Annotated in this window: 18 protein-coding genes; 8 read left to right on the forward strand and 10 right to left on the reverse strand. The window is 34.9% G+C overall.

Annotated elements, in window-relative coordinates; all coding sequences use genetic code 11:
- Positions 1-10 precede the first annotated feature (10 nt).
- From HM990_RS11145 to HM990_RS11170, 5 genes are all read left to right on the forward strand, one after another.
- Positions 11-700, forward strand: a complete 690-nt coding sequence (locus tag HM990_RS11145) for an ABC transporter ATP-binding protein (protein WP_178989012.1) — start codon at positions 11-13, stop codon at positions 698-700.
- A gap of 445 nt (positions 701-1145) precedes the next feature.
- A complete protein-coding gene (locus HM990_RS11155) occupies positions 1146-1721 on the forward strand; it encodes a cob(I)yrinic acid a,c-diamide adenosyltransferase (protein WP_178989013.1) in 576 nt (191 codons plus the stop codon).
- Positions 1722-1966: 245 nt separating this feature from the next.
- A complete protein-coding gene (locus HM990_RS11160) occupies positions 1967-2188 on the forward strand; it encodes a DUF2795 domain-containing protein (protein WP_008272287.1) in 222 nt (73 codons plus the stop codon).
- Positions 2189-2437: 249 nt separating this feature from the next.
- Positions 2438-5797 carry a preprotein translocase subunit SecA gene (secA, locus tag HM990_RS11165; RefSeq protein ID WP_178989014.1) on the forward strand — a complete coding sequence of 1120 codons (3360 nt, stop codon included), beginning with the start codon at positions 2438-2440 and terminating at the stop codon, positions 5795-5797.
- Positions 5798-5924: 127 nt separating this feature from the next.
- Positions 5925-6533 carry a porin family protein gene (locus HM990_RS11170; RefSeq protein WP_178989015.1) on the forward strand — a complete coding sequence of 203 codons (609 nt, stop codon included), beginning with the start codon at positions 5925-5927 and terminating at the stop codon, positions 6531-6533.
- A 193-nt stretch (positions 6534-6726) separates the two neighbouring features.
- Here HM990_RS11170 and HM990_RS11175 read toward each other — a convergent pair whose 3' ends face one another.
- On the reverse strand, positions 6727-7017 hold the full coding sequence (locus HM990_RS11175; protein WP_178989016.1) for a GIY-YIG nuclease family protein: 291 nt from the start codon (positions 7015-7017) through the stop codon (positions 6727-6729).
- A gap of 260 nt (positions 7018-7277) precedes the next feature.
- On the opposite strand from HM990_RS11175, the gene HM990_RS11180 reads away from it, so the two are divergent.
- The gene (locus HM990_RS11180; RefSeq protein ID WP_178989017.1) at positions 7278-8006 is read left to right on the forward strand and encodes a hypothetical protein; all 729 of its coding nucleotides are present in this window, start codon (positions 7278-7280) and stop codon (positions 8004-8006) included.
- 286 nt (positions 8007-8292) lie between these two features.
- Here the strand turns inward: HM990_RS11180 and HM990_RS11185 are convergent, their stop codons facing one another.
- The 6 genes from HM990_RS11185 to HM990_RS11210 form a co-directional block, all read right to left on the reverse strand.
- Positions 8293-8715 carry a DoxX family protein gene (locus HM990_RS11185; protein WP_178989018.1) on the reverse strand — a complete coding sequence of 141 codons (423 nt, stop codon included), beginning with the start codon at positions 8713-8715 and terminating at the stop codon, positions 8293-8295.
- A 2267-nt stretch (positions 8716-10982) separates the two neighbouring features.
- Positions 10983-11744: an NYN domain-containing protein gene (locus HM990_RS11190; protein ID WP_178989019.1), complete on the reverse strand. Its 762-nt coding sequence runs from the start codon at positions 11742-11744 to the stop codon at positions 10983-10985.
- A 223-nt stretch (positions 11745-11967) separates the two neighbouring features.
- Positions 11968-12753, reverse strand: a complete 786-nt coding sequence (locus HM990_RS11195; RefSeq protein ID WP_178989020.1) for a hypothetical protein — start codon at positions 12751-12753, stop codon at positions 11968-11970.
- A gap of 333 nt (positions 12754-13086) precedes the next feature.
- Complete coding sequence (locus HM990_RS11200; RefSeq protein ID WP_178989021.1) at positions 13087-13230, reverse strand: hypothetical protein; 144 nt, start codon at positions 13228-13230, stop codon at positions 13087-13089.
- Between the two features lie 242 nt (positions 13231-13472).
- A complete protein-coding gene (locus HM990_RS11205) occupies positions 13473-13835 on the reverse strand; it encodes a hypothetical protein (RefSeq protein WP_178989022.1) in 363 nt (120 codons plus the stop codon).
- Positions 13836-14114: 279 nt separating this feature from the next.
- Positions 14115-14252: a hypothetical protein gene (locus tag HM990_RS11210; protein WP_178989023.1), complete on the reverse strand. Its 138-nt coding sequence runs from the start codon at positions 14250-14252 to the stop codon at positions 14115-14117.
- A gap of 186 nt (positions 14253-14438) precedes the next feature.
- Between HM990_RS11210 and HM990_RS11215 the strand changes: the two genes are divergently transcribed.
- Together HM990_RS11215 and HM990_RS11220 are read left to right on the forward strand one after the other, a co-directional pair.
- Positions 14439-15479 carry a LytS family sensor histidine kinase gene (locus tag HM990_RS11215; RefSeq protein ID WP_178989024.1) on the forward strand — a complete coding sequence of 347 codons (1041 nt, stop codon included), beginning with the start codon at positions 14439-14441 and terminating at the stop codon, positions 15477-15479.
- Entirely contained in the window at positions 15480-16223 is a 744-nt protein-coding gene (locus tag HM990_RS11220; RefSeq protein WP_178989025.1) for a LytR/AlgR family response regulator transcription factor, read from the forward strand.
- A 160-nt stretch (positions 16224-16383) separates the two neighbouring features.
- Here the strand turns inward: HM990_RS11220 and HM990_RS11225 are convergent, their stop codons facing one another.
- From HM990_RS11225 to HM990_RS11235, 3 genes are all read right to left on the reverse strand, one after another.
- Positions 16384-17265 carry a phospholipase D family protein gene (locus tag HM990_RS11225; RefSeq protein ID WP_178989026.1) on the reverse strand — a complete coding sequence of 294 codons (882 nt, stop codon included), beginning with the start codon at positions 17263-17265 and terminating at the stop codon, positions 16384-16386.
- Between the two features lie 175 nt (positions 17266-17440).
- Entirely contained in the window at positions 17441-18961 is a 1521-nt protein-coding gene (locus HM990_RS11230) for a class I SAM-dependent DNA methyltransferase (protein ID WP_178989027.1), read from the reverse strand.
- A complete protein-coding gene (locus HM990_RS11235) occupies positions 18958-20256 on the reverse strand; it encodes a DUF3883 domain-containing protein (RefSeq protein WP_178989028.1) in 1299 nt (432 codons plus the stop codon). Before HM990_RS11235 ends, HM990_RS11230 begins: the two co-directional genes overlap by 4 nt.
- Positions 20257-20375 lie beyond the last annotated feature (119 nt).

Here is a 20375-nt window from a genome sequence, read left to right on the forward strand (position 1 = left end):
GACTTTAATTATGAGCGGCAACGTCATTGAAATCAGAAATATCATTAGGGACTTTAAATTAGGGCAAGAAATCGTCCATGTTCTAAAAGGCATTGATTTAGACATTAAGCGTGGCGAATATGTGGCAATTATGGGACCATCTGGTTCTGGAAAATCCACACTAATGAACCTATTAGGGTGTTTAGATACGCCCACGGCTGGCTCTTATAATTTAAACGGAAATGACGTGAGCCAAATGAGCGATGACGAACTCGCAGACATTAGAAATACAGAGATTGGCTTCGTTTTTCAAACCTTCAATCTATTACCAAGAACCACTGCTTTAGATAATGTAGCCTTACCTATGGTCTATGCAGGTGCTTCCAAAAAAGAACGTCAAGAAAGAGCGTCTCAGGTTTTAACTGATGTCGGACTAGCAGACCGAATGGATCACAAACCCAATCAACTGTCTGGTGGACAAAGACAACGTGTTGCTGTTGGTAGAGCCTTAGTTAACAAACCATCTATCATTCTGGCTGATGAGCCAACTGGAAATCTAGATTCTAAAACGGGCCATGAAATCATGCAACTATTCGATGAAATTCATAAATCCGGAAATACAGTAATTATGGTAACGCATGAAGAAGAAGTCGCGGCTCATGCAAAACGTATTATTCGTTTAAGGGATGGTGTCATTGAGAGTGATACTTTTAATGTATAACAAAGTCATCAGATAGCTGGCTCCAGTTGGCAGTGACACTAAATATACATTCATATTCTTAGAAAGTCATATTCTAAGAATTAGAACATAACAATAGTTTATACTCAAGTCCTAAATTTCGACAACGTCGAAAAACATCAAAATTCAGAAATAATGAACGAAGAAACGTAAGTGCGAAGCGCAGCTTCAAGCATGAAGTTTCGAAAGAGAATGGTGCTTTAGCAATTTCCTATATTTTGATTGTGATTTTTTGGTTCGTTTTGTTTCAAGACAAAATGAATAAATAGACAGAAAAGAGATTCACATGTCCTACGCCCATATCAATTGGCAAACAAACTTATAATAAAGCACATTTCCTTATTTTTTCTTTGCAACTCTGCATATTTACGTAAAATTTCCCATCTTAAATTCTTAACTTTGAATACAATTTTTTAAACCTTAAACCTTGAAAATATATACAAAAACAGGAGACAAAGGCACAACAGCACTTTTCGGTGGTACTCGCGTTCCTAAACACCACATAAGAATAGAAAGCTATGGCACCATTGACGAGCTAAACTCGCACATTGGACTCATAAGGGATCAAGACATTGATCAACTTTATAAAAACACTTTGATGCATATTCAAGATCGACTATTTACAGTTGGAGCAATATTGGCAACCGATCCCGAAAAAGCAACCTTAAAAAATGGGGAGCAACGTTTAAAAATTCCTAAGATATCCAATGAAGACATTAAAAAACTGGAAAAAGAAATGGATCTCATGGAAGACAGTCTACCTCAGATGACCCACTTTGTTTTACCTGGAGGGCACCAAACCGTGTCATTCTGTCACATAGCACGTACGGTTTGTCGTAGAGCGGAACGTTTGGCGTCTCATCTTAATGATTTAGAACCGTTTCAGCCCGAAACCCTAATGTATATCAATAGACTATCTGACTACCTTTTTGTATTGGCACGGAAGTTGTCACATGATTTGCAGGCTGAAGAGATAAAGTGGATTCCTGAAAAGAATTCTTAGATCAAAAGCCTTTTAGATGGCGAATAATGCAATATGCCTTCTATATATGTTGAAAATTACACGTTCTTTTTATTAATGAATAAACATTTATAAGTGAAATTTGAAGGATTCAAAACACATAACTATAAATGTTCAGCAAGACCGATAAATTAATTTATTTAAGTCATGAGCTAATTAATTTAATTTTTTCTTGAATTGTTCAACTAAAAAATTATTTTTGCAAAAATTAAATTACACACACAATTATGTATTGGACATTAGAATTAGCATCTTATTTAAGTGATGCACCTTGGCCGGCAACAAAAGACGAACTCATTGACTACGCTATTAGAACAGGAGCTCCTCTAGAAGTTGTTGAAAATTTACAAGCAATAGAAGATGAAGGAGATTCTTACGATTCTATAGAAGAAATTTGGCCAGACTATCCAACTGACGAAGATTACCTCTGGAATGAGGATGAATACTAACATATAAAATTATCACAAAAAAGTCTCTTGCGTTATCATAACTGGGAGACTTTTTTTATTTTCAGATGGTTTTTTTATCTGAAATAAAAGATACTTTCATACTGATCACAGTCGAAATGCTACACTACCATCAAGTACAATTGCGCTTCGTCTACGCTCAGCATGACAAACATGAAAATGTTATACAAACAACTAACTGAAATAACAACTAAGGATTGAAACCATTCAATCCCTTTCAAAATATATAATATGACCTTTTTAGACAAAGTACTTAAAGTTTTTGTTGGAGATAAATCCAAACAAGACGTAAGTGCCATTAAGCCCATTGTTGAAAAAATAAAGACCTTTGAAAAAGCGCTAGAAGCCTTATCACATGATGAACTTAGGGCAAAGACAATCGAATTCAAAACTATAATAGCAGAAGCAAGGCAACCGCTAAACACCAAAAAAGAAGAACTTTTAGAAAAAGCTAAAGTCACGGAAGATATTGACGAACGTGAAGATATCTATCTCGAAGTCGATAAAATTGATGATGAAATCTATGACGTCACCGAGGGTGTTTTAAACGATATACTTCCTGAGGCCTTTGCCGTTGTAAAAGAAACCGCTAAGCGATTTGTGCACAATACAGAAATTCCTGTAACGGCAAATGCTTTTGATCGTGAAATTTCTGGAGAAAATGATTATGTAACCTTAGAAGGTGATCAAGCGATTTGGTCGAACTCTTGGGATGCAGCCGGAAAACCGATTACTTGGGACATGATTCACTACGATGTGCAGTTAATTGGTGGTGTGGCTATGCACCAAGGAAAAATTGCAGAAATGCAAACTGGTGAAGGTAAAACTTTGGTCGCAACGCTTCCAGTATATTTAAATGCATTGGCGGAAAAAGGGGTTCACTTGGTAACGGTTAACGATTACTTAGCAAAACGAGATAGCGCTTGGATGGCGCCTATATTCCAGTTTCATGGTATGAGTATCGATTGTATTGATTACCACACGCCAAATTCTGATGCACGTCGCAAAGCCTATAACGCTGACATTACTTACGGAACAAATAACGAATTTGGCTTTGATTATCTACGTGATAACATGGCGCATTCGCCAGACGATTTAGTACAACGTCCACACCATTATGCTATTGTTGATGAGGTCGATTCGGTATTGGTTGATGATGCACGTACACCTTTAATTATTTCTGGTCCTGTGCCAAAAGGAGATGAACACGAATTTGATGCCTTAAAACCAAAAGTTCAGCAAATTGAAGACGTCCAACGTAAATATTTAGTCGGTGTTTTGGCAGAAGCTAAAAAACTGATTGCAGCTGGTGACACTAAAGAAGGTGGTTTCCAGTTATTAAGAGCTTACAGAGGTATTCCTAAAAACAAAGCCTTAATTAAGTATTTAAGTGAGGAAGGCGTTAAGCAATTGCTTCAAAAAACTGAGAATCATTACATGCAAGACAATAATAGGGAAATGCCTTTAGTAGATGCAGAACTCTATTATGTGATTGATGAAAAAAATAATCAAGTTGAATTAACCGATAAAGGTGTCGAATTTCTTTCGGGTGAAGATGATCCAGATTTCTTCGTTATGCCAGAAATGGGAACTGAAATCGCTAAGATTGAAAACAAAGGCTTATCGTCTGAAGAAGAGGCGAACCTTAAAGAAGATTTATTTAGGGATTTTGGTGTTAAGTCGGAACGTATTCATACACTGAACCAATTATTAAAAGCTTACGCTCTTTTCGAAAAAGATAACCAGTATGTGGTTATGGAGAATAAAGTGATGATTGTCGATGAACAAACGGGTCGTATTATGGATGGTCGTCGATATTCTGATGGTTTACATCAAGCGATTGAGGCTAAAGAAAATGTAAAGATTGAAGCAGCAACACAAACATTCGCCACAGTAACACTTCAAAATTATTTCAGAATGTATCGTAAATTGTCTGGTATGACAGGTACTGCGGTTACTGAAGCTGGTGAACTTTGGGAAATCTATAAATTGGATGTGGTTGAAATACCTACCAACAAACCAATCGCTAGAGATGATAGAGACGATTTAGTGTATAAAACAAAGCGTGAAAAATACAATGCGGTTATCGATGAAGTGACAGAGTTGTCACGAGCAGGAAGACCAGTGCTTATTGGTACAACCAACGTTGAGATTTCAGAGCTTTTAGGTAAAATGTTGAGTATTCGTAAAATAGACCATAACGTCTTAAATGCGAAACAACATAAAAAAGAAGCTGAAATAGTAGCACAAGCTGGTAATGCTGGCCAAGTGACTATTGCCACAAACATGGCTGGTCGTGGTACAGATATAAAGCTGAGTGACGAAGTAAAAGCCGCAGGTGGTTTGGCCATTGTTGGTACAGAGCGTCACGATTCGCGTCGTGTCGATAGACAGTTGCGTGGTAGAGCTGGTCGTCAAGGAGATCCAGGAAGTTCACAGTTCTATGTGTCTTTGGAAGATAACCTAATGCGTTTGTTTGGTTCTGAACGTATCGCTAAGATGATGGACAGAATGGGATTGAAGGAAGGTGAAGTCATCCAACACGGCATGATTTCCAAGTCTATTGAACGTGCGCAGAAAAAGGTAGAGGAAAACAACTTTGGTGTTCGTAAGCGTTTATTGGAATATGATGATGTCATGAATGCCCAGCGTGAAGTAGTTTACAAGCGTCGTCGTAATGCCTTACATGGTGAACGTTTGAGAGTTGATTTAGCCAACATGATTTACGATACTTCTGAAGGTATTGCACTAAACAACAAAAACGCTAACGATTATAAAAACTTTGAGTTCGAATTGATCCGTTACTTCTCAATGGAATCACCTCTTTCTGAAGCTGAATTTGGAAAAAAGAGTGCTCAGGAGATTGCTGGCATCATTTATAAAGCCGCCTTTAAGCACTACAGGGAAAAAATGCAACGCGCAGCGGATTTAGCATTTCCTGTAATTGAAAATGTATATAACACACAGCGCGATAAGTTTAAACGTATCGTCGTACCATTTACAGATGGCGTAAAAAATCTTCAGGTGGTGACAGACTTGGAAAAAGCCTATGAAACCAAAGGGACGCAGCTGATCAATGATTTTGAAAAGAACATTACATTAGCGATTGTGGATGATGCTTGGAAAACGCATTTACGTAAAATGGATGAATTAAAACAATCCGTTCAGCTGGCTGTTCACGAACAGAAAGATCCATTATTAATTTATAAATTCGAATCTTTTGAGCTGTTTAAGTTGATGATTGATCAAGTTAATAAAGATGTGATCTCATTCTTATTTAAAGGTGAAATTCCACAAGAAACAGCAAATACCATTCAAGAAGCCAGAGCTCGTAAGCAAGAAAAGTTGGAAACGCAGAAAGACGAGATTCCAAATATGGACGAGCGTGCTGCCCAAAACAGACAAGCTGGTGAAGGTGCCTCGCGTCAACAACAGCAAGTGGTTGAGACCATTGTTAGGGAACAACCAAAAATTGGACGTAACGATCGTGTGACTATTAAACATGTCATGAGCGGTGAAGCTAAAGAAGTAAAATACAAGCAAGCGATTCCGTTGATAGACAAAGGGGAATGGGTTTTGGTGAATGACTAACCCAATTCCTGCGAAGGCAGGAATCCTGTGATAGAACCTAAAAATCCTGATGCAACCCATCAGGATTTTTTTTATGATGACATTTTAAGCTCACTGCGATTATAAGATAGAACCAAAACTTATAATCATGAAAAATCAAGCATTAAGCATTACATTCTTCCTTTTTACATTAGTTACAATCACCGCACAAGACATCAATTTTGGAGCCAAAGCCGGAGTTAACATTGCCAGTATTAAATTTGAAGACAAGGACTATAGCACTTCACCTCGTATTGGTGCCCATGTTGGCGGATTTGTCAATTACGAAATCAATGAAAAACTAAGCGGACAATTGGAAGTCTTTTACAGTATGGGTGGAAATAAATGGGATTATGATAATGGTGACACTACAGGAAAGGTAAAAACCAGTATGATTAGCATCCCTTTATTGGCACAATATGAAGTTATAGAGCACCTATCTGCAGAAGCCGGAATACAATACAATTTTTTACTCTCCGTTAAGCAAAAAATTGATGATGTGGACGATAGTTTTGAGGACCTAAGTAAATACTATAAAACGGGTTCTTTTGGTTTTGCTTTAGGTGCTTTATACCAATTAGACATGTTGGTTCCAGGTTTGGCTGCGGGTTTAAGGTACACTAGGGATCTTACCAAACTGAACAATAGCGACGTCGATGCAGGCAAGATAAAACAAGGTATCCTTCAAATTAACTTTGTATATACGTTGTCAAATTAAGATAATCTTTACATGAATGCATAGCGTCACGTCATAAAACAACCCATATTGCAATAACATTGAAGTAGTAAAATTCGTCACTTCGAGTAACATTCCTTTTTTGGAATTTTGTATCGAGAAGAGTTGGATTAAATTGGTTCTCGATACAATCTGCTCATACCTCACAAATCACTCAAACTGACGGTAAGGGTTATTAGTGAAATCTCTTTTTAGCCAAATTCGGTAATTTATCAAAATCTCCATTAATTAAAGCTTCCTTTTTTGCCCTAGACCATTTTTTTATCTGTTTCTCGCTTTTAATAGCTAAATTTATATCTGTAAACTCCGCATAAAAAACCAATTCCAATGGTCGTCTTTTATAGGTATAACTATCCTTATATGTTCCTATTTGGTGTTCTGAAAATCTTTTGGCTAAGCGAGATGTCACACCAGTATAATAAGAATCGTCCGAACATTTTAAGATATATACATAAGATGGTTTCATGGTATAAAGATATAAAGTTCCTTATTTAATTGGTTCTCAATAGTTCTACTGAACGCAGTCGAAGTACAGCGTTCGTACCTCAAAGATCACTCGAACTGACGGTAAAGGTTACACTGGAAAACCATCGTCACTTCGAGTGAAATTTTCGTTTTTTAGAAAATTTTGTATCGAGAAGCTATTTAAACTAAATATCCATAGTACCTCTCATGGAATAACGCCTGAATTTTAGTAACTTTAAAACTCACAAAAGCGCATCACCCATGACATCAAAGATTCACAAACTCCGTAAAAATAATAATAGCAAGGTGAGTAAACATCTCATCACAGCGTTCATTTTTACAGGACTATTATTATCATGCAACTCAACCGACAATACTAAAACAACGGTAGAAGCATCCTCTGAAATAGAAATTACAGAAAAAAGCACTACAACGGATAAGTCTAAAAATTTAAAACCAATTGATTCTGACGAAGCTTTAATCGCCACCGCATTAATGGCTGCTCCTGAAGCCAGCAGATCGGGATGCAAAGTGATTGGACATAATATGGCTGGCGAATTTGTAACGCTAAAAGAAGGCAGCAACGAATTTATCGTACTGGCGGACGATCCTAAAAAAGATGGCTTTAGCGCAGCATGTTACCATAAAGACCTTGAACCGTTTATGGCAAGAGGACGAGCCTTAAAAGCCGAAGGCAAAAAACACCAAGAGATATTTGATATCCGTGAAGAAGAAGTTAAATCGGGTCAACTTAAAATGCCTACAGGAGCAACCTTACACGTCTATTCTGGACCAAATACCCAATACGATCCTAATACTTCAAAAGTCGATGGCGCACAACGTCGTTATGTGGTGTATTTGCCATTTGCTACGGCTGAAGCCACAGGTCTACCAGAAGCTCCAGTAGCATCCAACCATCCTTGGATTATGAATCCTGGAACCCATAGAGCACATATTATGATTTCGCCTTTGCCTGAGGGTGAAGATTAGGAATTTAAGTAATAACTTCTATATCAGTTCGAATGAAATTCTTTTTTTTAGAATTTTGAACCGATAAGCTTACTTGTCTTTTGATGATGCTGGACGAAGGAACCATACGCCTGCCCTTTCCCATCGTAAAACCCAACTCGAAAGTGTGGTGATGCAAGGGCATCAATTAGACATTAGCGATTTAAAAACAACCACAGAAGGGCTGCAGGAATACTGGATCCAATGGAAGCACAAACACATCCAAGCAGCATGTAAGTAAACTATAAACCTCTTAAAGCTAACTATATTACTGTTGCATTTTTAAATACTTATCCACCGAATGCTTACCCGAACCGTAGAACAAAAAGAACAGACATACTAATAATACTGACGACGATAACAAGAGGTTCGTCGTGTTCATCTCGCCAATAAAGTTAATAACTACAGCACCAATTAGTATTGGTAATTGTACTAGGATAGCCCAACGTGTCAATAATCCGAAAATAATTAATAGCCCACCTACAAAATGTGCTGGTGCAATATAATGCACTAATAACACATTACCCGTTAAAAATTCTATGGGCTCATAAAGTTCTATTAAATACGGTAAGTTAGACATAAAGTAAACGCCCTGGTAAAACAAAAATATGCCGAGCGCAATTCGAAGTAGATCAAGTGGGTAATACGTGTGAGCATTAGCCCATTTGTTCAGTGATTTTATATAACCCATAATAGTACTGATATTGATTCAACTACTCTAAAGTTACAAATTTTTACTGAGAAATTAATTCGTTCTTGATTAAAATCTGAGTATCAGATTTCAAACAACCCACTGATAACCAGTGTTTTTGTGTGACATTTCTGAACATCCCTATGGTTGAAACGATAGGTATTTACACTCTTGCTTTTTAATATTCAGCTCATAAATCCTCACGGCGTTCAATTTCAAAACGCAGGACTAGAAATAATCAAAGGCGTTAATTTCTGAAAACTATAATGACAAGAAAGCTACAAACAAAAACAAAGCAAACTCAAGCCCTTACATTGCACACAAGCAACACCCATATTCCGACAAGGTCGGAACCAACGATTTTCAGAAATAACGAGCCATAAGTAATGTTTTGAAATTCAATTGAGGATTGGAACAATAATGTAATTCAAATCCTAGAACATACATGCATTAGCGAGTGGTGCTTGCCAAATGCGATAGCATTCACGAAGTCCATTTTAAAAAAATAAAAATATAAGAGTAATTCCTAATAAATCGTTTTGATCTTTTGGTTCGTTTTGCATCAAGGCAAAATGAACGTAATACAAAATAAAAGCATTAATCACAATACTAAACCCTAACGTTTTTTCCCCTTAGAACCCTCCTCCTTCATTTTCACAAAAATAGGCTTCTTATGCCCTTTGGAATCCTCACGGCGTTCAATCTCAAAAGCAGGAATGGAATTAGTCAAAGGCATTAATATCCGAAAACTAAAATGACAAGAAAGGAACAAACAAAAACGAAGACAAAAACAAAGCAAACTCAAGCCCTAACATTACAAACAAGCAACACCCATATTCCAACATAGTCGGAACCAACGATTTTCAGAAATAATGAGCAAGACATGGTGTAATTTAGAATATCAGGGATTGGAATCCAATTTTATTAAATACCTTCGAGTATTAATGCATTAGCGAGTGGCGCCTTAGCGAAATGCGATAGCATTCACGAATTCCCATTTAAAAAATAACAATCCATGAGTAATTCCTAATAAATCGTTTTGTCCCGACACTGTGGGATTAGTTTGCATTTATATTTAAATGTCTCACTAAAACAAACCAGATTGAAAATAAAAAAGACAACAAGCGCAAGCCCGAAAATCGCAAATTAGCAACACCCAAATTCCGACAAGGTCGGAACCAACGATTTTCAGAAATAACGAGCCATAAGTAATGTTTTGAAATTCAATTGAGGATTGGAACAATAATGTAATTCAAATCCTAGAACATACATGCATTAGCGAGTGGTGCTCGGCAAATGCGATAGCATTCACGAAGTCCATTTTAAAAAAATAAAAATATAAGAGTAATTCCTAATAAATCGTTTTGACTTTCCTGCCTGCCAGCAGGCAGGTTGGTTATGTATTCATCTTAAAATGTCTACTAGACATTTCAAGCTAAATAGTGTGTCAAGACAAATGCGATAGCATTCATGACTACCGATTTAATAAAATAGAAACCATAGGAACTAAAATGAATAGAACAAAAGAACCCTAACGTTTTTTTCCCCTTAGAACCTTCCTCATTGATTTTTACAAAAATAAGCTTCTCATGCCCTTTGGAATCTTCACGGCGTTCAATTTCAAACGCAGGAATGGAATTAATCAAAGGCGTTAATTTCTGAAAACTATAATGACAAGAAAGCAACAAACAAAGACAAAAACAAAGCAAACTCAAGCCCTAACATTACAAACAAGCAACACCCATATTCCGACAAGGTCGGAACCAACGATTTTCAGAAATAACGAGCAAGACATGGTGTTAATTTAGAATCTCAAGGATTAGAAACCAATTTTATTAAATACCTTCGAGTATTAATGCATTAGCGAGTGGCGCATTAGCGAAATGCGATAGCATTCACGAATTCCCATTTAAAAAATAACAATCCATGAGTAATTCCTAATAAATCGTTTTGTCCCGACACTGTGAGATTAGTTTGCATTTATATTTAAATGTCCCACTAAAACAAACCAGATTGAAAATAAAAAAGACAACAAGCGCAAGCACGAAAATCGCAAATTAGCAACACCCAAATTCCGACAACGTCGGAACCAACGATTTTCAGAAATAACGAGCAAGACATGGTATTAATTTAGAATATCAAGGATTAGAAACCACTTTTATTAAATACCTTCGAGTATTAATATATTAGCGAGTGGTGCTCGCAATTTCCTAATAAATCGTTTTGATCTTTTGGTTCGTTTTGCATCAAGGCAAAATGAACAACACTTACCGTTTCTTCCCCTTAGAACCCTCCTCCTTCAACTTTACAAAAATAAGCTTCTTGTGCCCTTTGGAATCCTCACGGCGTTCAATCTCAAAAGCAGGAATGGAATTAATCAACGGCGTTAATTTCTGAAAGCCATAATTCCGGGAATCAAAATTAGGCTGTTTTTTTTGCAACAAACTCCCAACATCTCCCAAAAACGCCCAACCATCATCATCGGCAACATCATCTATGGTCGTGGCTATGAATTTAATATCTTTAGAGGTAATATTATCATACTTACTTTTGGTCACTACCGATTTTGTACTGGAGTTAGAAGCCGACTCTTCCGTTTCACTTTTAAGAATTTCTATATATATAAACTTATCGCAAGCCACAATAAACGGATTCGGTGTTTTCTTTTCGCCAATACCATAGACTTTCATGCCAGCTTCACGCAAACGCGTTGCTAAACGGGTAAAATCACTGTCGCTAGACACCAAACAAAACCCATCTACTTTCTCCGAATACAAAATATCCATCGCATCGATAATCATGGCGGAATCCGTAGCATTTTTTCCTGTGGTATAACCGTATTGTTGTATGGGTGTTATAGCATTTTCCAAGAGCATGTTTTTCCATTTGGATAAATGCGGCTTGGTCCAATCGCCATAAATCCGTTTAATGGTGGGATTGCCGTATTTGGCGATTTCCTCCATCATTTCTTTAACGTAGGCTGATGGGATATTATCACCATCGATGAGCACGGCTAGTTTTATGTCCATTTGGTTTAGGTTGTTTTGTGAGGGTTAAAGGTAGTGGGATTATTTTAGAAATGGTATTGAATAGGCTAAGGTTTTAAAAGAGTGTACCAACATGGTGTAAGGTCATCTCATGTTTCTATGACGTAATTTCTAAATCAACAACCAAGTGTAGGTCTATGGCGCTCTACGATATTTTCATTAGAAACTGTAAAGAAAAAAGAAACTTTTTCGTGCTGCTTCTTAACTAGTCATTGTCATCTTCCCGATCACAATCCGCCAATTGCTTCATGTAATTAGAGGTCAAACTCTTAATAAGTCCTATGACAGATCCCTTAATTTCATGTATGGATTTTGCTTTTAGTTGCTCTTTTTCAACCGTAGCTTTTAAAGTTTCGGTACTACAATCACAAGCTTCCAAGGCATTATTAAACGTATCTACATTCTGAGTAACCAAAGATTCTAATTTTGCAATCAGATGCTCTTTCTGTAAAAGTAATTCTTCGTTTTGCTTTTCAGCTATTTTCACCTGTAATTCGGCTTGTTGGCGTTCAAGTTCTTGCTGCCGTTGTAATAACTGATTTTGTGAGGCGTCTAATGAAGCCTGTTCGTCGGTAGCGTCAAGAGTTTCCATAACTATCGCTTCGACTATTGGTGTTTCTGCGGCAATGGTACAGTCATCTAACTGCGCTATGGTGGCATTGGCTAGTTTTTTACCCTTATGGGCATAGTAGTAAGCATCTTCTAAGGTTGTTGAATTTTTGGCTTTAGATAAATAGTTTATGGCGTCATAAACGGTATCATCTACTGTATCACATTCGCAATCACTTATAGATTTTTGCACTTTTATAAAGGCCTCTTTAGCACGCTTTGCGAAATGCTTGGCATGGGTCACATTATTAGCTTCTAAAGCAGATTCTGAATGTGATAAGGCATATACAATGTGCGCATAAGCTGTTGAACAGTCGGATTGTGCATTAGCATTTAAATACGTTGCACAACAAAGGGATAGAAAAATGTAGGTTTTTTTCAAGTCGATTTGGGTTATTTTAGTTTAAGTAGGTGGGCTAAAATAACTAAATTTTGCGACCAGAATGTACTTTTTCGAAAGGAATTAAATTTATGGGCAATAAAATCTTAGTAGTCTTTGGTTGTCATGTTGCCTTCAGATTGACCTCTTTTAGAGCTCTAAAGTGTACTTACTTGGTCATCAGTTTAGCTTCGAACTAGAATTTAAGGCTATATGGTTATCAGAAATTACACCATTAGCGTCTTTTGTACCATCATTGTGAAAACCTAAGACAAGCCACCTACTCAAAGATGTTTCAATGCTTAATGCTTTCGCCGTGTCTTCTTAACCACAGACCTATATAAACATAATAGTATCCTCGTCCTTAGTAAACCTTGTTATTAACGTTTTGGCTTTAGAGTCCTTGCCATTGGCATTGTTTGTTTGCGTTGCAGGCTTCAACTTAAATAGGCGTTGTATCAATTCTTTAAAATGTGTCATCGCATGTAGTGTTTGATGTTACCAAAGTTACGAAGCTAATCTGACTTTGGATGTCGGCAACACCCGTAAATCGACTAAATATCAAAGATTTAGCGTTAATTTAACACTTGGGTAGTGGTTTGGTAAAGTTGGTTGGTTTTGTTGTTTGGGCCTTTTTTGTAGTTGTTTGTATCTCATTTGGTAAGATTGATTCGTTAGTCTCGCGATGGCGTAAAAAACAACTCCGACCTAAATACCAGAATTCAATTGACGAGTTCCCGTCGTTGTGTACTTACCCTATAGCAACGTTCTTCCCCTAGATACATTGGGTTGCCATGCTTCTCTGACCAAAAACCATCTAACAGATCTTTTGTAATGCACTTATAGACTGCAACACCTTTGTAAAGCTTAATATCCTCTCCTTTGTAATTAAAGTTAATGACTAAGATATTATCCTTAAAAAAACCTGTTCCTAATTGCTCTTGATTATTATTAATCAACCACTTCGCCTCTATTCTATTGTTTTCATCTAAGGCTAATTCTAATATACCTTTGTAAGCTATGCCGTTTTTATCTTGGTTGCTCCCTATAATTTTGTAGGTTCCTGGTAGTTGAGTTATTGTCATTTGGAAGGGTTTACTTATTTATATTTTTAATGTGGTATAATATCCCCAAAAATACTTAAAAAACAAATCTCGTTAAACAACATTTGCTTAACGAGATTCTGACAAAAAAACTAATTTTAATTACCTTCTCTTGAATGATGATATTCATCATTATTAGGATTTAATTGATTGGCATGATTGTCGTTGTCTGCTTGAATTTGATCTTCATCTCTGTCTGATTTCATAATAATTGAATTTAAAAATTAATAATTTAATTGTTTAACTAAAATAGCTGTATCACTATTTCTTTTTTGCAGCACTGCGTTGCGCTCTAGATGCAAAACTTTTTTCTGATACGCCTCCTGTGCTTGATTTTTTCGCCGTAGCCCTTTGAATTCTCGAAGCAGCTTTTGTTGTCATTGATTTTGATTTACTCATAATTATTGGTTTAAAATTAATGTTATTGAAGGTTAGTAGCTTACTTTCCCTTCCGTTTATAATTCAAAGGTCATAATTATTTAATGTATTTTTTTTCATTTGGGATGTACAAGCTATATTTGGGATATGAACTAGAAATTTTGTGACAAAATCACAAAAACGCCTTAATGATACCAAACCAATTGCATGAATTATTATTACAAGTACTTAGAAGCACTAGAAGAAATTGACATATTAGAATCATTTATTTTTATACTTTTTTGCGTATTAGTTTTAGTGGTAATTAGAAATTGGTACAACCTTTACAAAAAGCGTAATTTCAGAAAAAAGAATAGACAACTAAAAGCACAGTTAGAAGCTAGCCAATTAGGTATTGCTAACTTCGATAAAGAATTACAAAAAATTGCCTCATTAGAAAACGCATTAGCCAACAAACACAGTGAGATTTTTCAGTTACAACAAGAGATAGAAGACTACAAACAAAAATTCTTTGCGACTTTAAGTGAAAAGGACAAAGAAATTGCAAAACAAAAAGAAACGAACAACCACCAGCAAAAAGCTTACGAACGCTATGTAAACTACAAAAATGTAGAAGCAAACAATACCAGACTTGGTGCGCATTTTATTAAAAATGTAATTAGCCAGATATACGAAGACTTGGAAGAAACTGAAGAAAGTTATAAATCCTTTTTAGGCATTTCTTATAAAACCAACACTGCAAAAAGTAAATTACCATCCTTAAAAGCTTTAAAAAGCATTTTTAAACTATTAGATTATAATGTTTCTGCTCTTAATACGGAAAAAACAAGTATTGATGACGAGTTAATGCATATAAAAATGTTCTTAGATTTAATTAAATACCTAAAACCAAACACCAAAATTGAATTAAAAAATAGGTTAACCGAGGCACAACTAAATCGAATAGAAATAAAACCTACCCTATTTTTTCCATTCGTTGAAAATGCTTTAAAACATGGAAGCCTAAACGAAGAAGCCTCTTTTATTAGCATCGTATTAAAAGAAAACACAGATAAACAATTAAGCTATTGCTTAGTAAATAGTGCCGAACAACGCATAGAACAGGAAGATAAAATAACACAAACTTCAAATTTTGGATTAAATGCCTTACAACAATTATTAAATGCTTACTACCCAAATAGTTCCTTAGAACATAAAACACTACCAAATAACCAATATTTATCCGAACTAACATTAAGCCTCAATTAAATGATACGCTATATACTTGTTGATGATGAACCCAAGATTTTAGAAAGAGTAAAAGCTAAAATAGATAGCATTGCTAAAGATTATGAACTAAAGCACATAGCGAGCTATTCTAGTTCTAAGAAAGCTTTTGAAGAAGTACAGGAAGACACATATGATTTATTGATTGTAGATTATCAAATGCCCGTTTATAAAGGCATTGAACTAGCACAAAAAATTGCAACTAACAAAAAAATCATCTTTTTAACATCAACTACAAATAATGAAAAAAAAGTCATTAATAGTCTAGATATTTCTGGTTATTTAAGTAAACCTTTTGATATTGAGGAATTTGAAGAGATCCTTAAACATAAGGTTATTGGTAAACTCCAAACAAATATCGCCTATAATCAAGGTGATTTAGTAACCATAGCCACTGGTGTAACTCAAGATATTGGCTTTTACCCAAACAAGATCTATTACATTACAAGTTCTAAAACGAAAAATGGAGAAAAAGCTAGTAAAAACTGTGTCCATTTTTTTGGAGCACAAGACGAGGTCATTGCTCCAAATGTTAGATTGACTGTTGCACAACTCTCTATAAAATTAAAACCTTATGGTTTCGAAAAGATAAACCAAAGTACTTTAATCAACTTAAACATGTTTGACAAGCGCTTTAATAAAGAACTGCATTTAAAACATTGTGAGGAAACCTTTAATATTGGAGAAAGTGAAAAAGAAGCTATTATTAGCAAATTACGTTCTTAATCTGATTGCGCATTAATTCGAACTTGCAAAAAAACAGCCAAATTTTCACTTTGGACTAAAATCTTATACTTTTAAAATGATTTAATTTGTTTGTTTAATTAAACATCTATGTATTTTAGAGCCTAACCTAATTTTCTAAAATAGGTTTTGCCATACTAGTTTAGCCATTTGAAGGCTCTCCTGTTTTATGGCAATACTTTTCAGGGAATTCATAGTTTTCAAACTTCACCCAAGACTTGTATGCTTTATAACAAAATGGGCGCTCAGGGTTAAAAGCAATCTCTTCTCCTGTCCTTATACAATACCCTTTTTCTTTATATTTAGATACAATATTTTCTTTCTTAGTTTCTTTCTTTTTCGGAACCTCAGGTTTTTGGTTTTGTTCTAATCTTTTTTCCGATCTAGTTTTTAATTCAGGAATAACCTCTTTATCATCTAAACTTACAACATCTATATCTTGATAAACAACCCGTTCATAACCATCTTTATTAGGATCAAAGGATTCAAATATATCTAATAAGACTTCTGACCTTAAATAATTTCTACTCAAGCCTAATAACGCTTTTTTAAATACAGGACGTTTTATATAAACGCAGTGTGCACTATTTTCTAGCAAATCAAAATGATGATTTTCATGTTCTTGATACACTTTCTCCGTTAAAGTAATTTTAGAAAATGCTACTCCATATTCTACATTATTCTCAGCTGAATAATCGTATAAATTCATGGATGTAATAATCCCCTCAGATTCATTAACATAACTTTTAGCATGAAGTCTTGGCTCGTAAATAATAGAGACGTTCGGGAAAGCTTTAAAATAATCTAGGTCTTCACTTCTCATGCTGCGGTAAAAATTGGCTTCATTTTTACCAAATATGACTTGTAGATAAATATTGGGATTATTTTTTATTAAATCAAATCGTTCTTTATAATGTGCGTCTAGTTTTATATACGGTGAAGTAATATAAATAAACTTTTTAGCATTGGTAATAATGTCATCAATGGCGTTATTAAGATTATCGCCAGTTAAAAATGTACTCATTGTAGGTAAATAATTTAATTTGGTTTATATAATTTTGTTGTTTTGTTTAAACATTCTTCTTAAGAGAATCTATAGTCAGTAAGTCTTGAATAGAAACATATTTTATGCTGTTTTTACTTCTCTGACCTTCTTTGAACCGTCAACACGAGGACGAAGGACGTAGCAATCTTTTTTTTTATTGTTCAGAATTTAAGGTCTCCATTATTTCCTTAAAACTACTTAAACCCGATTCTATATTTTCAATAATTTCATTTGCTAAAATGTCTGGGTCTGGCAGATTGTCTAAATCGGTTAAGCTTTTGTCTTTTAGCCAAAAAATATCTAAGCTCGTTTTGTCTCGCGTAATGATTTCATTATATCCATATTTTCTCCATCTTCCTTCTTCATTGTCTTCACTCCAGGTTTCTTTTCGTTTGTTGATGTTTTCACCATTGTAAAGTTCAATAAATTCTGAAAGATGCTCTTGACGCATTGGGTTCTTCTTTGGTGTATGATGCACATTGGTTCTGTAATCATAAAACCAAATGTCTTTTGTCCAAGGGTCTTTACTTGCCGGTTTATTGTTAAAGAACAACACATTTGCCTTAACACCTTGTGCATAAAAAATACCTGTCGGTAATCTGAGTATGGTATGCAGTTCTGTGGTTTTTAATAATTGTTTGCGCACTTCTTCTCCTGCACCACCCTCAAACAAGATATTGTCTGGTAAAACTACTGCCGCTTCCCCGTTAATTTTTAGTTGCGTTTTAATGTGTTGTAAGAAGTTAAGTTGCTTGTTTGAGGTTGTTTCCCAAAAATCTTGACGGTTATAACTTAAATCTTCTTTTACAATATCGCCTTGCTCATTGGTAAAGGTCATGCTGCTCTTTTTACCAAATGGTGGATTCGCTAATACATAATCATAGCGTTGTCCGTCGTCGGCAATTAAAGCATCATTTGGATTGATAAAGGATTCCCCATCTATTTCACCAATGTTGTGTAAATACATATTCATTAAGCACATGCGACGCGTATTAGCAACAATCTCGTTGCCATAAAAGGTTTTATTCTTTAAAAACTCTTTTTCTTCTCTATCTAGCTTATGCGTATCAACAATCCAATCATAAGCCGCTAAAAAGAAACCACCTGTACCACAAGCTGGGTCTGAAATGGTTTTCATTGGTTGAGGCTGCACGCAGGCTACCATTGTTTTAATTAAAGAACGTGGTGTGAAATATTGACCTGCGCCACTTTTGGTGTCTTCTGCATTTTTCTCTAGCAATCCTTCATAGATTTTACCTTTGATGTCTGCTCCCATTAGAGACCAATCTTCTTTATCTATAAGATTAATCACTTTCAGCAATTTGGCTGGGTCTTGTATTTTATTTTGACTCTTGGTAAATATTTGTCCTAGCGTGCCTTTTTCTGTGGACAATGAGCGCAGTAATTGACTATAAAAAGATTCTAATTCTGCCCCGCGTTTACCTGACAATGTTTCCCAATTACATACCTCAGCATCTGCAATCTCATTACCTTCTGTATCTTTTAGTTTAGGAAACACCAAACCTTTGTTGTAAGGTGGTTTGTTTAGTTCATCTGCCATTTTTAAGAATAGCAAATAAGTGATTTGTTCTAAATAATCTCCATAACCAACGCCATCATCACGTAGTACATTAGCAAGGTTCCAGATTTTTGATATTATTGTTGAGTCTGTCATTTTTGAGTGCTTTTAGAAACTTCAAAATTAGTAGGTAGTAAATCAAATGTATACAACTCCTTTCCACTAACTTTATAAATCTTCGCTGTTTTATTTTGATAATTATAATTATGTAACCTATATATCATATACTTATCCCTGTTTAAATCACAAAATACTTTTTCATTTATTGAAAGATAAAATGGTTCATCAGAATTGCCTGTGGTTGTTTTAACTTCGATGTATATTTCATTTTCATTTTCGTCAAAACTTAAAATATCGTATCCCTCACCATCGAGCTTTTTTTCTACTTTTTCAGCTTTATCGGTCAAACCAATTTTCTCCAACTTTTTTCTTTCTATATGAATTACCAATTCCTCACCGAGTAAACCTAATTTACTTGAAACAACTTGTTTCTTGCTCCAATTTGTTTTCTGACCTTTAAAACTTCTCTGTCGATTTACATAAGACTTTGTTTCATCAGGTATATTACTTGGAAATAATGTAAATTGTTGCTTCGTTGCTGTTAAATCAATGGTTTTAATTAATGACTCTAGTTCATCATATAATGAAGCATAATCATAAAAATAGTTTTGAGTAAATTCTATTAATGTTTCCCAATTATAATTTTTTAATATTTCAGGCGTTATATACTTTGGTGAATAGTCAGCGTCATTTAAATAAGAATCAAAATTATTTATAAGATGTTGAGGTAGCGCTTTCGTTTTACCTCCTGTATGATTAGATCTTTGACAATTTAAATGAATGGAAAGATTACCATCCTCATTAATTCCTAAAACAAAATATACTTTTTTACTACCGCCCTTTCTATATATTCTAATCCATAAGTAAGATTTAAAAGTTCCCGACCACTGCCAATGATTGTCTTTCTGTGCATAAAAGTCCTCAATCAACGAATTTGCTGCCCAAAAATTTATCTTCTTTACATTTGGCAGAATCAATTTGCTATATCTAACATTTTCATCATTTGATTTTCTATATTTTAAACCAGCAACTTTATTATAATCTTCAATTTCATAACCTTTAAAGAAGTTTAAGTTTTGCGGGTAAAACTTAATTTTAAAACCTAAACCCTCTACATAATCTCTATATGGCTTTGTGGATTGAAAGTCTAAATCTTCTTTAGTGTTATTGGCTAACTTATAAGCTTCATTAGTTAGATATTTAAAAGGGTATTCTCTTTTGCCAACTTTAACCCAATATTTATTATTAATAGAGTTATGCTGAATACCTGAAAAATCAATTTCCTTGGCTGCTAGCTTAATATGGGAATCTGTAATACCTGCAAGTTTCATTATTTATTTGTTTAATTTCTCTTTATTAATCCTCTTTAACATAACACTAGCAGGCTCATAATCCTTATCTGCTTTGCATTTAGTAATTTCTTCTTTACTTAATAATGTACCCTCAAATG

Source organism: Winogradskyella schleiferi (assembly GCF_013394655.1).
Lineage (GTDB): Bacteria > Bacteroidota > Bacteroidia > Flavobacteriales > Flavobacteriaceae > Winogradskyella > Winogradskyella schleiferi.

Coding starts and splice junctions, on each gene's coding strand:
- HM990_RS11225 (WP_178989026.1), bottom strand. CDS start 17,265: ATGAGTACATTTTTAACTGGCGATAATCTTAATAACGCCATTGATGAC.
- HM990_RS11170 (WP_178989015.1), top strand. CDS start 5,925: ATGAAAAATCAAGCATTAAGCATTACATTCTTCCTTTTTACATTAGTT.
- HM990_RS11215 (WP_178989024.1), top strand. CDS start 14,439: ATGAATTATTATTACAAGTACTTAGAAGCACTAGAAGAAATTGACATA.
- HM990_RS11210 (WP_178989023.1), bottom strand. CDS start 14,252: ATGAGTAAATCAAAATCAATGACAACAAAAGCTGCTTCGAGAATTCAA.
- HM990_RS11205 (WP_178989022.1), bottom strand. CDS start 13,835: ATGACAATAACTCAACTACCAGGAACCTACAAAATTATAGGGAGCAAC.
- HM990_RS11220 (WP_178989025.1), top strand. CDS start 15,480: ATGATACGCTATATACTTGTTGATGATGAACCCAAGATTTTAGAAAGA.
- secA (WP_178989014.1), top strand. CDS start 2,438: ATGACCTTTTTAGACAAAGTACTTAAAGTTTTTGTTGGAGATAAATCC.
- HM990_RS11230 (WP_178989027.1), bottom strand. CDS start 18,961: ATGACAGACTCAACAATAATATCAAAAATCTGGAACCTTGCTAATGTA.
- HM990_RS11200 (WP_178989021.1), bottom strand. CDS start 13,230: ATGACACATTTTAAAGAATTGATACAACGCCTATTTAAGTTGAAGCCT.
- HM990_RS11190 (WP_178989019.1), bottom strand. CDS start 11,744: ATGGACATAAAACTAGCCGTGCTCATCGATGGTGATAATATCCCATCA.
- HM990_RS11235 (WP_178989028.1), bottom strand. CDS start 20,256: ATGAAACTTGCAGGTATTACAGATTCCCATATTAAGCTAGCAGCCAAG.
- HM990_RS11180 (WP_178989017.1), top strand. CDS start 7,278: ATGACATCAAAGATTCACAAACTCCGTAAAAATAATAATAGCAAGGTG.
- HM990_RS11160 (WP_008272287.1), top strand. CDS start 1,967: ATGTATTGGACATTAGAATTAGCATCTTATTTAAGTGATGCACCTTGG.
- HM990_RS11175 (WP_178989016.1), bottom strand. CDS start 7,017: ATGAAACCATCTTATGTATATATCTTAAAATGTTCGGACGATTCTTAT.
- HM990_RS11145 (WP_178989012.1), top strand. CDS start 11: ATGAGCGGCAACGTCATTGAAATCAGAAATATCATTAGGGACTTTAAA.
- HM990_RS11185 (WP_178989018.1), bottom strand. CDS start 8,715: ATGGGTTATATAAAATCACTGAACAAATGGGCTAATGCTCACACGTAT.